The 13296-nt window shown below is 67.2% G+C and carries 16 protein-coding genes and 1 rRNA gene; 7 read left to right on the top strand and 10 right to left on the bottom strand.

The features are described from left to right. Nucleotides 1-32 precede the first annotated feature (32 nt). Nucleotides 33-902 carry a DUF1295 domain-containing protein gene (locus tag AC5RT3_RS17950; protein ID WP_494124824.1) on the bottom strand — a complete coding sequence of 290 codons (870 nt, stop codon included), beginning with the start codon at nt 900-902 and terminating at the stop codon, nt 33-35. Nucleotides 903-1085: 183 nt separating this feature from the next. On the opposite strand from AC5RT3_RS17950, the gene AC5RT3_RS17955 reads away from it, so the two are divergent. From AC5RT3_RS17955 to AC5RT3_RS17975, 5 genes are all read left to right on the top strand, one after another. Continuing rightward, nucleotides 1086-1472, top strand: coding sequence for a hypothetical protein (locus AC5RT3_RS17955; protein ID WP_494052497.1), 387 nt, complete (start codon nt 1086-1088; stop codon nt 1470-1472). A gap of 121 nt (nt 1473-1593) precedes the next feature. Beyond that, nucleotides 1594-2100 carry a methyltransferase family protein gene (locus AC5RT3_RS17960; protein WP_494124825.1) on the top strand — a complete coding sequence of 169 codons (507 nt, stop codon included), beginning with the start codon at nt 1594-1596 and terminating at the stop codon, nt 2098-2100. A gap of 103 nt (nt 2101-2203) precedes the next feature. Further along, a complete protein-coding gene (locus AC5RT3_RS17965) occupies nt 2204-2380 on the top strand; it encodes a hypothetical protein (RefSeq protein ID WP_494124826.1) in 177 nt (58 codons plus the stop codon). Nucleotides 2381-2596: 216 nt separating this feature from the next. Continuing rightward, nucleotides 2597-2917, top strand: coding sequence for a hypothetical protein (locus AC5RT3_RS17970; protein WP_494124827.1), 321 nt, complete (start codon nt 2597-2599; stop codon nt 2915-2917). After that, nucleotides 2904-3536: a glycerophosphodiester phosphodiesterase family protein gene (locus AC5RT3_RS17975; protein WP_494124828.1), complete on the top strand. Its 633-nt coding sequence runs from the start codon at nt 2904-2906 to the stop codon at nt 3534-3536. Before AC5RT3_RS17970 ends, AC5RT3_RS17975 begins: the two co-directional genes overlap by 14 nt. Before the next feature lie 4 nt (nt 3537-3540). Here the strand turns inward: AC5RT3_RS17975 and AC5RT3_RS17980 are convergent, their stop codons facing one another. From AC5RT3_RS17980 to AC5RT3_RS18000, 5 genes are all read right to left on the bottom strand, one after another. Further along, nucleotides 3541-3984, bottom strand: a complete 444-nt coding sequence (locus AC5RT3_RS17980) for a VOC family protein (RefSeq protein WP_494124829.1) — start codon at nt 3982-3984, stop codon at nt 3541-3543. A 43-nt stretch (nt 3985-4027) separates the two neighbouring features. Continuing rightward, entirely contained in the window at nt 4028-4534 is a 507-nt protein-coding gene (locus AC5RT3_RS17985; protein WP_494124830.1) for a mycothiol transferase, read from the bottom strand. Then, on the bottom strand, nt 4521-5306 hold the full coding sequence (locus AC5RT3_RS17990) for a DinB family protein (RefSeq protein ID WP_494124831.1): 786 nt from the start codon (nt 5304-5306) through the stop codon (nt 4521-4523). The genes AC5RT3_RS17985 and AC5RT3_RS17990 overlap by 14 nt, the downstream gene beginning before the upstream one ends. 81 nt (nt 5307-5387) lie before the next feature. Next, on the bottom strand, nt 5388-5609 hold the full coding sequence (locus AC5RT3_RS17995; protein ID WP_494124832.1) for a hypothetical protein: 222 nt from the start codon (nt 5607-5609) through the stop codon (nt 5388-5390). A gap of 223 nt (nt 5610-5832) precedes the next feature. Next, the gene (locus tag AC5RT3_RS18000) at nt 5833-6159 is read right to left on the bottom strand and encodes a hypothetical protein (protein WP_494124833.1); all 327 of its coding nucleotides are present in this window, start codon (nt 6157-6159) and stop codon (nt 5833-5835) included. 195 nt (nt 6160-6354) lie between these two features. On the opposite strand from AC5RT3_RS18000, the gene AC5RT3_RS18005 reads away from it, so the two are divergent. Further along, on the top strand, nt 6355-7689 hold the full coding sequence (locus AC5RT3_RS18005) for an amidohydrolase family protein (protein ID WP_494124834.1): 1335 nt from the start codon (nt 6355-6357) through the stop codon (nt 7687-7689). 51 nt (nt 7690-7740) lie between these two features. On the opposite strand, the gene AC5RT3_RS18010 is transcribed toward AC5RT3_RS18005, so the two are convergent. Continuing rightward, complete coding sequence (locus AC5RT3_RS18010) at nt 7741-8367, bottom strand: excalibur calcium-binding domain-containing protein (RefSeq protein ID WP_494124835.1); 627 nt, start codon at nt 8365-8367, stop codon at nt 7741-7743. A gap of 50 nt (nt 8368-8417) precedes the next feature. Continuing rightward, nucleotides 8418-9782: a GmrSD restriction endonuclease domain-containing protein gene (locus AC5RT3_RS18015; RefSeq protein WP_494124838.1), complete on the bottom strand. Its 1365-nt coding sequence runs from the start codon at nt 9780-9782 to the stop codon at nt 8418-8420. A gap of 287 nt (nt 9783-10069) precedes the next feature. Here AC5RT3_RS18015 and AC5RT3_RS18020 point away from each other — a divergent pair, with 287 nt between their 5' ends. Next, on the top strand, nt 10070-11683 hold the full coding sequence (locus AC5RT3_RS18020; protein WP_494124836.1) for a serine hydrolase domain-containing protein: 1614 nt from the start codon (nt 10070-10072) through the stop codon (nt 11681-11683). Here the strand turns inward: AC5RT3_RS18020 and AC5RT3_RS18025 are convergent. Continuing rightward, complete coding sequence (locus AC5RT3_RS18025; protein ID WP_494124837.1) at nt 11632-12879, bottom strand: nucleotide disphospho-sugar-binding domain-containing protein; 1248 nt, start codon at nt 12877-12879, stop codon at nt 11632-11634. The two genes, AC5RT3_RS18020 and AC5RT3_RS18025, sit on opposite strands and share 52 nt — an antisense overlap. 327 nt (nt 12880-13206) lie before the next feature. Next, nucleotides 13207-13296 (bottom strand): 5S ribosomal RNA (gene rrf, locus AC5RT3_RS18030); the annotation flags it as partial.

The following is a 13296-nucleotide window of genomic DNA, read 5'->3' on the forward strand; positions in this document are numbered from 1 at the left end:
GGCAGAAAAGGATCTGTGCCGGGGCCGCCGGACTATCGGACTGCGGGGATCAGCACCGGGGTGTTCTTCTTGTAGGCCTCGTAGCCGGGCTGGCCGCCCCACCTTTGGTCGGCCTTCTTCTCCAGCGGCGGGATGCCGCTGCCCTTGATGAGCAGGAACGCGACAAACACCGGCGACAGCAGGGCCACCCACTGCCAGCCCTGCAGCACGGGAACGGCGATGATCAGCACGCCGGTCCAGAGCACAATCTCGCCGAAGTAGTTGGGATGGCGGGACCTGGACCACAGGCCGGTGGAGGTGAACTTCCCCTCGTTGGCCGGGTCCGCCTTGAACCGGCGCTTCTGGCTGTCCGCCACGATCTCGGTACCGAAGCCGGCGGCCCAGACCACAAAGCCGGCGAGCGCCCACCCGTCCAGCGCCACGCGGGTGACGGAGGTGATCGCGATCCAGGCTGCCGCGGCGGTCAGGACTACCCAGAGCCCCTGCAGGGTCCAGGTGCTCAGGAAGCGGAAGAAGGAGGGCTTGAGCTCGTCGAACCGGTCGTCCTTGCCGTGCCTGCGGACGCGGCGGAACAGGAAGCTTCCCAGCCGCGCCGCCCATACCACCACCAGGGCCGCGAGCAGCAGCACCCGGGCATCCACGCCGGGGGTCAGCAGGACCAGCAGGACCGTGATGGACATGTAGGTCAGGGCGCCGGTGAGGTCGTAGTACGTCTCGGTCTGGGCCTTGAAGGCCGGGATGAACGCCAGCCACTGGACCAGGAACGCGGCCGCCACCGCCAAGGCGAACAGGGGAAAGCCGCCCACCGTGGCGCCGCCCTGGCTCCCCGCAACGGCGACGAGCACCCCCACCACCACTGCAACCAGCAGGACAATGAGCGCCTTACGGTCTGCGTCCTTCATACGATCGGTCCCCTCCCCTGTCGCTACGCGGCACACTGTCCACCCAGTCTTCGGAGCATGAGCCGTTCTGTATTGCCCGGCGTCGAAAGCTGCAGTTGCTGCCTTCCGGAAGCACGCAATTGGTCCCGTCCACCGCGTCCCATGCATCCGAGGGTTAGCACAGGGTCAAGGAGCCTTTGGTGCATGGCATCCCTCGTCGCACGATACAACGGTGGGGAGTGGGCTGGCGTCTGGGCCGGCTCCGGAATGCAGAAACCTCCATGGGCCCTCTTCCCTCTGCTCTTCGGGTTTGCTTCCCTGGAGACCGGTCCAGAGGACCTGGAAGGGTGGAGCTTTTCCTTTGCACCGGATGAACTCCACAAGGCAAACATCAGCGGAGGCACCCACGACATACGATTACCGGATAGCAGCGGCGATCCGCTGCTTCGCGGCGTCGCTGGACGACCAGGCATCACCCTCGTGCAGTACCTGAGGCTTTCCGTGGCCTGGGGCGGGTTTCCCGGATACTCCTTTGACCCGTCAACATGCCCGCCAGCCATAAGACGTCTGAGTTCCCAGCCTCTGTTCTGACGGTACCCTGATCCCCATGAGCACCCGACGCGCCCGTCCAAATCGCGGACCTGCCGCCTATCGGCTGGCTGGCCAACAGCGCCCTGCTCCTGGCGGGTTTCGCCGCGGAAACCTCCTGATCGTGGCCGGACATGCCATCAGCTCCCTGGCCCGCCGGGTCAAGGCGACCTACGACAACCTGCCACTGCCGTTCCCCGTCGTAGCCGCAATGGCCGCGGACCTGCTCCTTGCCCGGCTCCGCCCCATGCCGCTGCCCGGACCGCGGGCCCTGCACCGGGCAGCAGGGACCTCACTGGTGATAGCCGGCGTCGGACTTAACGCCTGGGCGCTGGCTGAACGGCGGCGCCGCTCGCCGGGCCCCTTCGCGCTCGAACGGCCGGAGGAACTGGTCACCACCGGCCCGTACGCGTTCACCCGCCATCCCATGTACGTGGGCTGGTGGCTCATCGAACTGGGCGCGGGAACTCTGGCCGGCTCGTCCTGGGTCCTGGTGACAATGCCGGCCGAACTGCTGGTGGAACACCCCGTTGTCGTGGACGAAGAGGCCACGCTGGCCGGACTCTTCGGAGCCTCCTACCGCGTCTACGCGGAAAAGGTCCCGCGCTACCTCGGGCTGCCGCGCGCGTAGGCCGCTACGAGCAGAGCCATCTGCCGACCTCTCCGGCTCCGAACGCATTGTCAGACGCACTCGTCATCAATGGTGCGCCCACCACGCCGAGCCAAGGAGCCGCATGACCACCAGCCTTCGGAACTGGCTGACCGCCTACGCTCTGGGCGCCTTGCTCAAGGACTTCACGGCCGTCGTCGTCATTACTGACATCCTTTGGGGCGCCGCCGCCTGCAGCATCGCCACTTGGCTCACGGCCATCATCCTGAAGTCGAGGCTCAGGAAGCGCAGCACAACCTAGCGTCCCGCTGCCTTTTCCGGAGAGTCTGAGCATGGGCGCTGACATCTCAGCTGAGCCCTGACCCTGTCTAGGATCACGCGTCGTGTTGCGTCAGCTTATAACGGGACTTTCTGCCCTACAGGTGGTTGGGAACAGTTGCCATCCTTTTAGAGGTGCGCCCGGTCCTCCGCTTGCGGGGCCGGACCGGCAATGGCTCAGATGAGGAAATGAGGAACCGTGGCGACGGTAGAGGAGTACAAGGCGGTGCACGGCAGCAGTGAACCGCACAGCCGTAAAGAGCGGACCGCAGAACTTGGGGATGGCGGGTGCAACGTCATCAGGGACAAGGACCGAGTGGTGGGCCGCTGGAGCTCATGGGAGACGGCGAGCCGGGCCCTGAACGAACTCCAGAAAAGAGGGTTCCGGTACGAGTACAGGCTGGAAGCGTTCCATCAGTGGGTCCGGGAGACGGAATACAGCACCAAATGCGCGGTCTGCAGCGCCAAGCGCGGACTCCCGGCTTTTGCCGGCAGCGAAATGGGCATTGCGTGGCCTTGATTCTCCGTTAGCAGCTGAGGTCCCCTGGCAACCATCCTGCGTTAACCATGTCTACCGGCTGGTCCGCGACGCCGGCGCCGCGAAGGTCCGCTTCAACGTGGAGACCAAGGTGGAGAGCAGCCAGGTGGGCGGCGCCGGGATGGAGTCCCTCACCCGCGCCGTGGTGGCCGAGATCCAGGCCTCCGGCATGGCCGACCGCACCACCCTGCAGTCCTTCGACTGGTCCTCATTGAACCTCACCAAGGAACTCGCGCCCGGGCTGCCGCTGGTGGCACTCTCCAGCGGCGACGCCTGGATGGGTGTGGGTCAGCCCGGCGCCAGCCGCAACCTGGGCGGCATCGACATCGACGACTACAACGGCTCGCTTCCCAAGGCGGCAGCCGCGCAGGGGTACGACGTCGTCTCCCCCACGTTCCGTTCGGTCACCCCCGAGATGATCGCCGAGGCGCACGAACTGGGCCTGCCCGTCATCCCGTGGACCGTCAACACCACCGCTGACATGGAGCGCCTGATGGACCTTGGCGTGGACGGCATCATCACCGACTACCCCACCCGGCTGCGCACACTGATGGCGGAACGCGGGCTGAAGCTGCCGAAGGCGTACGCCGTCCAGGGGTAGTTCTTCAGCCGATCCGTTCGGCGAGGGAGACGATCAGGCCCTCCGGGCCACGCACATAGGCCATGAGCCACGTGTTCTGGTACTCACCGATGCCGCCCACCAGCCCGTAGCCTTCCGCGGCCAGCCGGTCCACCGTCCCCCTGAGGTCCTCCACCTCGAAGGAGACGTTGCGCAGGCCCAGCTCGTTGGCCATCGCGTTGGGCGAGCCGGGCTGGTGGTCGGGCCGGATGAACCTCCCGAGCTCCAGCCCGGTCCCGCCGCCGGGCGGCCGCAGCATGACGATCTCGGTGCGGGAGTTGGGAATGCCGCACACGGTGTCCAGGAACTCGCCTTCCAATTCCATCGGCCCACCCTCCACCTCGAGGCCCAGCCCCACGAAGAAGCCGGTCACCTTCTTGAGGTCGGCGACGGTGATGCCGATATGGTCAAAACGCCGTACCACTGCCATTCGGGCCTCCTGGTCTGGTTGCTGTTCAATAAGTGCCGCCGGCCTACCGGGGCTGGTGGAGCCCCTTGGCATAGGCCGCCTGGCCCATGTGCTGCAGGCAGTCGGCCAGTATACTGACCAGCCGGACGCCGAGCGTGACGGGCGGATCCCAGCGCCTATCCACGATCCGGTCCAGGTCCTCGTCGCGGAGTCCTTCGAGAAAGCCCTTGGTCTGCCGGTGCACGGCGTCGTAGTACTCGAGCAGCAGAGCCGGTTCCGCCTGCACCGCGTCCACCTGCTCGCTCGAGTGGCCGTAGCCTGTGTCCCGCTCCGGCAGCCTTAAGCCAAACCGTTTCACGAACCCCTGCCCCGTCCAGACCTGCTCCAGTCCGGCCGCCTCTGCGACCTGCGCGTCCTCCACCCGGCCAATGTGCCAGATGAGCCAGGCGATGGAGTTCCCGGTGCCGGATGGGCGCTCGGTGAGGGAACCGCCGTCGAGCCCTTCTAGCGTGGCTTCCACGGTCTCCCGGATCCTGCCGAACGCATCCAGCAGCAGCTCACTGGTTTTCATAGGCCCCCTCTTTTTTCTGGCTGTTCCCGGCCGCGGTGGCGTCCAGGTCGCGGACGGCGAAACGGTGGTGCTCCCATTCCTCCTGGAGGATGGTGTGCAGGCACGAGAGGACGGTTTCCTCGTAGCCGGGATCGTCCGGGTTTTTTCGCTTGCTGCCCAGATCCTCCGGCGTGACGCCGGCCAGGTAGTCCCGGACCATGGCGACGCGGCCGGCGCGGACCTCGAGCACTTCGTCAAAGGGCGGCGGGGTTGGCGAGAAGACGGACATGTCCAGGCCCTCCGTCTCGTACTCGGTGTTCGGCTGGCCCGCCGGGTGGTAGGGCTGCCCGTACCCGAGCACGGCGCCGCGGAGCCACTTGTCGGTAGCCATGACCAGGTGCCGCAGCGTCTGCGCGAAGGACCACTCGCCGTCGACGTTCACGTCAACGGTGCCGGCCGGCATCGCCTCAACCCGCTCCAGTGTGGCGGACCACGTCCGCGCCACCTCGGCCCACGCCTCGCGCAGTCCCTCCGGGTCCGTGGCGTGCCGCAGTTCCCGTCCGGGGAAGCGGCGGTTCAGTTCGGCCTCGACAAACGGGGCAACGTCCACGCCGTTTACCAGCAGGGAGCCGCCGCCTTCCAGAAGCCAGGGAGCGTCAATGTCCACCCGGTCCACGTCCGCCCGGCGCATCACCGTGCCGGACAGGCTGGACCGGACAAAGCGGGCCCCGCGCAGGTCCACATCCAGGAACTCCGCACCTTGAAGGTCATCGGATCCGGTGAAAGTCGCCATGACGGTATCCTTCACGCTGGATCCCCGCGCTTCAAGCACCATTCAGCCCACGGACACGGTCCCTGCAGCGCCTTCCGGTGTTTACTTCTGTTCCGGAATCCAGAAGGGTGCCTCCACTCCGGCCCCCGTCAGATTGTCGCAGCGCACAAGCTGTGTGCCGATCCGTTCTAGCGGGCAGTCGGCGTAGGTGGTGGGGACGGCTGCGCCCTCGGGCGCTGGGATAGTGGCCTGTCCGCCATCCCCTGCGAAGAGGAAGCCTGCGGTCAAAAGGGCGGCGAGGATCGTCAAAATGCGCCTGAACATTTTGTCTCCTGGATGGGACACAGGGATGACTGGACCGCCCATAGCGTGGGGCGGGTAGGAACTGGACTCCCAGCAAATCCCTGCAGTACGGGCGAAGCCGCTCTCGTCCGGGGCGCCCGTCACGGAAAAGTTACCAGCCGGCATCAGGGGGAACAAGGGCTGCAATCCCCCCTTTTTAGCTTCCAGCCCCCTCTTTTCGGGGGGTTCGAGAGTGGTCCCTCCGTTACTCTTTGGCCGCGCGGATTGCCCTCCGGACTGCGCCGCCCAGTGCGGTGATGACCGGAACCAGGCAGACCAGGGCCACCACAGTGTTCGGCCGGAACGCCACCTGCCCGCCGACATTCCGGTATACGCCCAACGGCAGCACCATGCCGCCGCCCCCGCCGCCGGATGCGCCCTCCTGCCCGGCCTCCCCGCCGCCGCCGAAGCCGAAGGACACCAGGGCCACCGGAATGACCTCTTCCCCTCCGAGCTGGACCGGGGCACCGTAGGCCCGGGCGACGCCCATGTTCTTGAACGATTCGATCAGGGACCCGAAAGTATCAGCCATGGCTCCCACCCTAGGAGTCCAGCCGGGCAGGCGGTAGCCCCGATCACTGCGTTCAGCGGGCCCCCTCCGCGATCAACTTGTGTTTGGTATCCCGGACTTCGGCCGCTTACCGGGGAGTAGGCCTTCAGCCGCCCTTCCCCTGCCAGTAGCATCTTCCGGAGCCGCCTTTCCCGTGGCAAACCAAAGGAGACAACGATGTGCCTTCATGACCACACTTCCGCGCCCGCCCCCACATCCAGACTTCCCCGCCGCGGCATCCTTGCCGGCGCCGCCGCCCTCGCCGGCATTTCCGTCGCCAGCGTCGCCGCCCAGCTCGGCGGTGCTCCCGCGGCCCGCGCCACCGGCCAGCCGGCCGGGCCCAACTACCACGGCCAGCCCCTCACCCACCCGCCGCTTGTCATCGAAGGCGGCACCGTCGTCGACCCCCTGACCGGTGACGCCGTGGAGGACGGTGTACTGGTGCTCGACGGCGGCAAGGTGGCCGCCGTCGGAACGCGCGACGAGACGCGGAAGGCCGTTGCCGCCGTCGCGGGCCGTGCCCGGGTGCTGAACGCCACCGGGCGCTGGGTGCTGCCGGGGCTGGTGGACGTGCACGTCCACGCGAACGCGCTGGCCGACGCCCGGCTCATCCTGCAGGGCGGCGCAACGAGCGTGCGGAGCGGGTCGAGCAGTTTCTACCAGGACGTGGCACTGGCGGCGCTCCCGGACTGGGCGCCCGGGGTCTCGCCGCGGATGACGCCGGCCGGGCTGTTCGTCTCCCCCGACCTCGGCGATTCGCTGCTGGCCGATCCGGACCTCGCCCCGCTGGCCACTTTGCCTACGGGTGTCCGCGAGCCGGCGGACCTGGCGTACCTCACCCGGGTGAACCTCGCGCGCGGGGCCCAGGTCATCAAGACCCGGGCCAACCCGCGCGCCGGCCTTCCGGAGCAGGACCCGCGCGAGCTGGTGTACAACCAGGAGCAGCTGTTCGCCGTGGTGAAGGCGGCCAACGGTGCGGGCGTCCTGTGCCATGCGTACAGTGCCGAGGGGATCGACGGCGCCGTCCGGGCCGGGGTGCGCAGCATCGAGCACGGCGTGTTCGTGTCTGAAGGAACCATCGCGGAGATGGCGCGCCGCGGCACCTACTTCACGCCCACGATGGATGCGATCACCAGCATGGCGTCCTCGCCGAACCCGGTTCTGGCCGCGCGCGGCCAGGAGTACACGCCCATCCTGCGGGCCGCGGTCCTCGCTGCGAAGGAGGCGGGCGTGACCATCGTGGCGGGCACGGACTCCTTCGGCACCGACGTCACCCCGATCGGCACCGAGGCGCGGTTGCTCGCCGAGGCCGGGCTGTCGCCGCTGGAGGCACTGCAGGCGGCCACCACCCACGCGGCCAACCTGCTGGGAGTGCGCGACGTCGGCCGGCTGGTCCGCGGCGCCCGGGCAGATGTGATCGTGGTGGACGCCGATCCACTGGCCAGTGCCTCGGCGCTGGAGCAGGTGCGGGTGGTGGTGGCACAGGGCGCGGTAGTGCGGAACGAGCTCTAACGACGAATGCCGTGGATACCTTTGCTGGTATCCACGGCATTCCGGTGAGGCTTACTCGCAGCCGACGCCGTCCCTGTCCCTGTCGAGGTGCGTGCCGTAGCCGGGTGAACCAGCGTAGACCGGTGCCGCGCCGGCAGCCCGCGCAGCCGAGCAATTCGCGTAGTAGACGGCGGCAGGCGCAGGGGCCTGCGCAGCCTTTTGCGCCGCTTGGGCAGCCGCGGCTTCGGCAGCCTGGCGGGCTGCGGCATCCCGGGCAGCCTGGTCAGCTGCGGCCTGAGCAGCAGCCTGGGCTGCCTGTTCGGCTGCCACCTTCTCAGCAGCCGCCTTCTCCGCTGCAGCCTTCTCGGCTGCGGCCTTCTCCGCAGCGGCCTTTTCGGCGGCTGCCGCGGCCGCTGCCGCGGCCAGGACACGCTTGGATTCAGCTTCAATCATCCATACCAGGCGCTGGTCACTGCCCAGGGTGCAAACCAGGGTCTGGCTGTTGTACTTCTGGGTCGCAGCGGCCGTGGTGCACACGGAATTAGTAGGGTTCGTTGCACTGGGCGTTGGTGTCGCCGTGGCAGTGGCAGTGGCCGTAGCGGTTGCTGACTCCTTGGAAGTGATGCTTGCTTGGGTTCCTGTTCCGCAGCCCGCCAATGCGACTGCTGCCAGGACGACGATGGGGTACAGCTTCTTCAATGTTTTCCCTTTTTGAGTGATGACTGGATCAGGTTTCGAGAGTGTGGGTCTTAGCCTTCGCAGGCCACGCCGTCCTGGTCGCGGTCCAGCCCGGCGCGGTAACCGGCCTGCCCGGCGTAGAGCGGAGCCGCACCGGCAGCCCTGGCGGCCGTGCAGTTGGCGTAGTAGACAGCCGCTGGAGCCGGCACCGCAGGAGCGGGTGCCGGAGCCACCGGGACAGGTGCGGGTGCAACCGGTGCGGGCGCAACCGGAGCAGGAGCCGGGGCCGCGGGAGCCGGTGCCACCGCCGCCGGCTCCGCCACGACCGGTGCCGGCGACGCAGCTGGGGGCTCCGCGTTCGTCGGCGCCAGCTGTCCGCTGCAGTCGGCCAGGATCCGGGCCATGGCGTCGTGCTCCGCCTGGGTCACCCACAGCCCGTAGGTGGCCTTCACGGAAATCTGCCGGGCGACGTACTCGCACCGGAAGCCCTTGTTCGGCGGCAGCCAGGTGGCGGCGTCGCCGTCGCCCTTTTTCTGGTTGGTGGGGCCGTCCGTCGCCTGCAGGTTCAGCGGATCGTTGGCGAACGCTGTCCGCTGTTCCGTGGTCAGCTGCTGGGCGCCTTTCTGCCATGCATCGCTGAGCGCGACCACATGGTCGATCTGGACGGCACTGCTGGTGGCCTGCCCGCGAAGGAAATTGATGCTCGTGCCCGTGTACGGATCGTGGAGCATGCCCGACTTCACCTTGCAGGGGACGCTGTTCACGTAGCTGACAGCCGTGAGGTCGCGCTTGAGCATGTCGTTGCGGGTGTCACAGCCGTTGCGGTCCACATCCGCCCACGCCTGGCCGAACAGCGCCCGGTCGTACCCCGTCTTCGGCGCCCTGCCCTTGATGGGAAGGGTGGCCAACAGGTCGACCGCCCGGGTGGCGAACGCGGGCTGCTCCTTCGGAGCGGTGACAGGGGTGCCGTGCGCCACCAGGTGCGGCGTCTCCGGATCCAGCGGTGCGCCCGTCTCCTGGGCAGTGGGAACGGACGACGGCGTCGCACTGGCTGTGGCGGTTGGCCTCGCCGTGGCCGCGGCAGCCGGCGCGGAGCTTCCCGAGGCGGCAGCTTCCAGGTCCGCGGTGGAAACACGCGGCATGGTTGCGCCGCCGGCAAGGAGGAGGGCGAACGACGTGGCGAGCGCGACGGCGCCGGCCTTCCGTTTGGCAGGCAGCCACGCCCAGGACCGGCGTCCGGTCAGGAGGACGTACAGGCCTGTGAGCCCGGCCGAGATGGCCAGGAACACCAGCGCACCGCCAAGCCCACTGCTCAGCGACCCCAAAAGCACGAAAAGAGCGGTAATGACTCCGACAATGATCGTGGAAGCGAGCGGTTTGCGCGGCGGTCTGGGCGCAGGTTGGTAAGGACCCCTCAGGGCCTGGTATTCGGACATCATTTCCCCAACTATCTGAGCCCGAAAAGGCCCCGCAATTGCCGGGCTTGCTGCTAAACGCGACAAATGATTCGCCGTTGAGCCTATTAGTCCGGCTGCACGGAAGTTCCGCATTCCGGCTTTCCTCACCGAAGATTGTGCAGCCCTTGAGCAGATCTTGAGCCTGCCTGTCGTACTTGAATTTTGCGGCTTAACAATTGGGGGATCCGCTGGGCCGGACGATGCTTGTCTTCGCCTTTGGTCCGCCCTACCGTGAAGGGAAAAGCGGCCGAAGTGCAGGTGCAGGCATGCGGACTCGTGAGGTGTGGTCACGCTGCCTCCTGCTGTGCTTGCTGGCCGCCTGCATTGCTGCCGTCCCCACCCCTGCCGCCTCGGCTCCCGCTGCTGATCGCGCTACCGCGGAGCAGACCTACGACGCCCTCGATGCCTTCCTCCGGGAGCAGATCGACGCCCTCGGAATCCCCGGTGCCGCCGTCGCCGTCGTGCAGGACGGGAAGCAGGTGCACTCGGCCGCCTTCGGCCGCGCCGATGATTCAGGACGGCCCATGACGGTCCAGACGCCGGTCCTGCTCGCGTCCACCAGCAAGTCACTGACCGCGATCGCGGTGATGCAGCAGGTGGAGGCCGGCCGGCTGCGGCTGGATGAGCCGGTGCAGGCCTACTTGCCCTGGTTCACGCTTGACGACAGCCGTTCCCCGTCCATCACGGTGCGGCACCTGCTGCACCAGGCCAGCGGCATGGCGTCCAGGGACACCGCCTTCGAAGCCTCCCTCGACCAGGGCCCGGAGGCCCTGGAAGAAGAGGTCCGGGCATTGGCTGACGCCACCTTGGCTCGTAAGCCGGGCGAGGCATTCCACTACGCCAACGCCAACTACAACATCCTGGGCCTGCTGGTGCAGACGGTCTCCGGGCAGCCGTTCGGGCAGTACCTGGAGGACCATGTTTTCGGGCCGCTGGACATGGTGCACACCCACCCGACCCGTGCCGCCGCCCGCGCCGGCAACGCCGCCGCCGGATACTCCCGCTGGTTCGGCTCCTTCTGGCGCCAGACGGATGTGCCCGCTCCCTCGTCCGGGATGCCCTCGTCCACGCTGTACTCCTCCGCGGAGGACCTGGGCCATGAGCTGATCGCCCTGCTCGACGGCGGCCGTTACGGTACGTCGGAGATCCTCCGGCCCGGGAGCGTGGAGACAATGTTCGAGCCGCGCGTGCAGGTTGAAGGATCGAAGGAGTACGCCATGGGCTGGTTCACCCGGCCGCTGGTAGAGTCCGCCGGCCCTGGTCCGGCCGTCCCCGAAGAGGCGTTGCCCCGACTCCTTGAGCACCAGGGCGAGTGGGGCAACAGCCACACCTACCTGGGCATGGTCCCGTCCTCGGGGCTGGGCCTCGCGCTGGTCATCAACGCCAATGACGCCGCCGCACCGTCACGGTTGAAAGCCATCGACACGAACGTCCTCCGGATCCTCCACGGCCAGGAACCGGTGCCGGCCGTAATTTACGAGGACTGGCTCCAGCGGTACAGCTGGGCGGTGGCCCTGGGACTGCTGCTCGCGGAACTGCTGAGCCTGTGGCTGGGCGCGCGGTTCCTGCTCCGGCAGGGACCTGCGCGTTTTCCCGCCGGCTATGTGGTGGCCGCCCTGGCCCTCGACGCCTTTGTCCTGTGGCTGTGCCTGGACTATGCTCCGGCCAGGTTCGATACGCATCTGTTAGTGGTCATCCGGCAGTTTCCCGACGTCGGCCTGTTACTGGTGCCGGCACTCGCCCTGGCCATCGTCTGGCCGATCCCCCGTACACTGCTGCTGCTCCAGCTTTCCCGGCCCGGGACTACAGGCCGCGTGCAGGGCAACCGCTACCCCTCGCAGGCCACGCCGTCGGAATCACCATCGAGTCCGGAACGGTAGCCGGGGGAACCGGCCAGGCCTTCCAGGACAACAACTGCGACGGCTGCCCCATCCTCTGTCCGCAGGCACTCTCCCACCTGGGTAGCCCGGGTACGGAGAACCTTGGTTTGGTCCAAGGCATCTGCGAGCCGGTCCGTTGTGAGGTTGCGGTACGGGATCGGCTTCGGTGCAAGCCCGCCTCGCTGCAGCACACGTCCCCAGAACGGCTGGTCGGCAATGAACGGGACCACCACGGAGGGAATACCGGCCCGGGCGGCGGCATGGACGGTGCCGGCCCCGCCGTGGTGGATGGCGGCAACAGCCCGCGGAAGGACAAGGTGGTGTGGCATCGATTCCCTGACCAGGACGTCACCGCCACGGGCTGCTGCGGGAATCTCGATGCCTCCCCACCCCTCGGCGGCCAGCGTTTTCAGGCCGTTCCTGCGCGCGGCAGCGACGATGACCTCACCCCGTTTCCTGGCGTCACCGGCTTTCATGGAACCGAACCCGGCGTAGACAAAATCCCCACCGGCAATGAACTCCTTCAATTCATCGTCGGCGCCTACCAGCCGTGGTTCTCCCGCCCAATGACCGGTTAGATGGACCCTCGGCGACCAATCGGCCGGGCGGGTCAGCAAATGCGGGCTCACGGGCACCAGGGAATATCCAGCCTGCGATTGCCGCTCAGCACCCGCCGGCAAGGGCTTCAAGGCTGTAGTGAGCTCATTCCTGAACATCAGAGTGGCCACCTTGACGGCCTTGTAACTGGCACGGTTCAGGGGTCCCAGGTTGACGGTGGTGATGAATGGTGCCGGAAACTCCTTGGTGGGCGTCAGTGGCACAGTCTCCACAATGGCGGATGGAACTCCAAGATGGGCTGCTGCCATCGGCGCGCTCAAGACCTTCGGGTGGTAGACAACAACATCCGGGCCGAATGCCAGGATGTGCTCCACAGCGGCGGACAACAGCCTGCCCACCGCCGGCCGGATCACAGACCTGAAGGCTGCGCCTGCACGCCATGGAGACACTCCCTGATCGCTGACCAGCTGGGCAAAATCCATCCGCAGGCTGACCGTGTCCACGCCTGCCGTGGCTGCTCCGGAATTGTCAGGAATTGCCAGCCGTACCTGGTGTCCCCTCGCTTCAGCAGCGCGGGCCAGTGCCAGGAAGGGTTCTACGTCACCGCGGGTGCCGGCAGTCAGCAGCATGATTTTCATGATCTGTCGCCTACGCTGCGGTTTCAGTCGTGGTGCTGGCGGGGGCTGTTACTGCCAGTTGTGCTGATGCAGCCATGGGATGTCCGCTCCTCGAGACGTTAGGTTAACGCCGACGGCGGCGCCGGGCGTTTTCCGCAGGCTCATGTCTGCGGGCCGACCAGGCTTCCCGGCTCTCCGGTCCACAGCATACAAGCGCCTGGAGGATCCGGAAAGACTGACACCAGATGCTCCATGGTCACCAGAGCAAGTGGGTCAAACGTCTCTGTGGTTGGGGTGTTAAATGCGGGAGGCCCCAACCTGTGGTTGGGGCCTCGACCGTGATGTTATGTCCGGCGGTGTCCTACTCTCCCACACCCTCCCGGGTGCAGTACCATCGGCGCTGTGGGTCTTAGCTTCCGGGTTCGGAATGGGACCGGG

This window comes from Arthrobacter sp. Y3221159 (assembly GCF_059089885.1).

Excerpts from the sequence above, each read along its gene's own strand:
- AC5RT3_RS17950 (WP_494124824.1), bottom strand. The coding sequence starts at position 902 with ATGAAGGACGCAGACCGTAAGGCGCTCATTGTCCTGCTGGTTGCAGTG.
- AC5RT3_RS17955 (WP_494052497.1), top strand. The coding sequence starts at position 1,086 with ATGGCATCCCTCGTCGCACGATACAACGGTGGGGAGTGGGCTGGCGTC.
- AC5RT3_RS17965 (WP_494124826.1), top strand. The coding sequence starts at position 2,204 with ATGACCACCAGCCTTCGGAACTGGCTGACCGCCTACGCTCTGGGCGCC.
- AC5RT3_RS17980 (WP_494124829.1), bottom strand. The coding sequence starts at position 3,984 with ATGGCAGTGGTACGGCGTTTTGACCATATCGGCATCACCGTCGCCGAC.
- AC5RT3_RS17985 (WP_494124830.1), bottom strand. The coding sequence starts at position 4,534 with ATGAAAACCAGTGAGCTGCTGCTGGATGCGTTCGGCAGGATCCGGGAG.
- AC5RT3_RS17990 (WP_494124831.1), bottom strand. The coding sequence starts at position 5,306 with ATGGCGACTTTCACCGGATCCGATGACCTTCAAGGTGCGGAGTTCCTG.
- AC5RT3_RS17995 (WP_494124832.1), bottom strand. The coding sequence starts at position 5,609 with ATGTTCAGGCGCATTTTGACGATCCTCGCCGCCCTTTTGACCGCAGGC.
- AC5RT3_RS18000 (WP_494124833.1), bottom strand. The coding sequence starts at position 6,159 with ATGGCTGATACTTTCGGGTCCCTGATCGAATCGTTCAAGAACATGGGC.
- AC5RT3_RS18005 (WP_494124834.1), top strand. The coding sequence starts at position 6,355 with ATGTGCCTTCATGACCACACTTCCGCGCCCGCCCCCACATCCAGACTT.
- AC5RT3_RS18015 (WP_494124838.1), bottom strand. The coding sequence starts at position 9,782 with ATGTCCGAATACCAGGCCCTGAGGGGTCCTTACCAACCTGCGCCCAGA.
- AC5RT3_RS18020 (WP_494124836.1), top strand. The coding sequence starts at position 10,070 with ATGCGGACTCGTGAGGTGTGGTCACGCTGCCTCCTGCTGTGCTTGCTG.
- AC5RT3_RS18025 (WP_494124837.1), bottom strand. The coding sequence starts at position 12,879 with ATGAAAATCATGCTGCTGACTGCCGGCACCCGCGGTGACGTAGAACCC.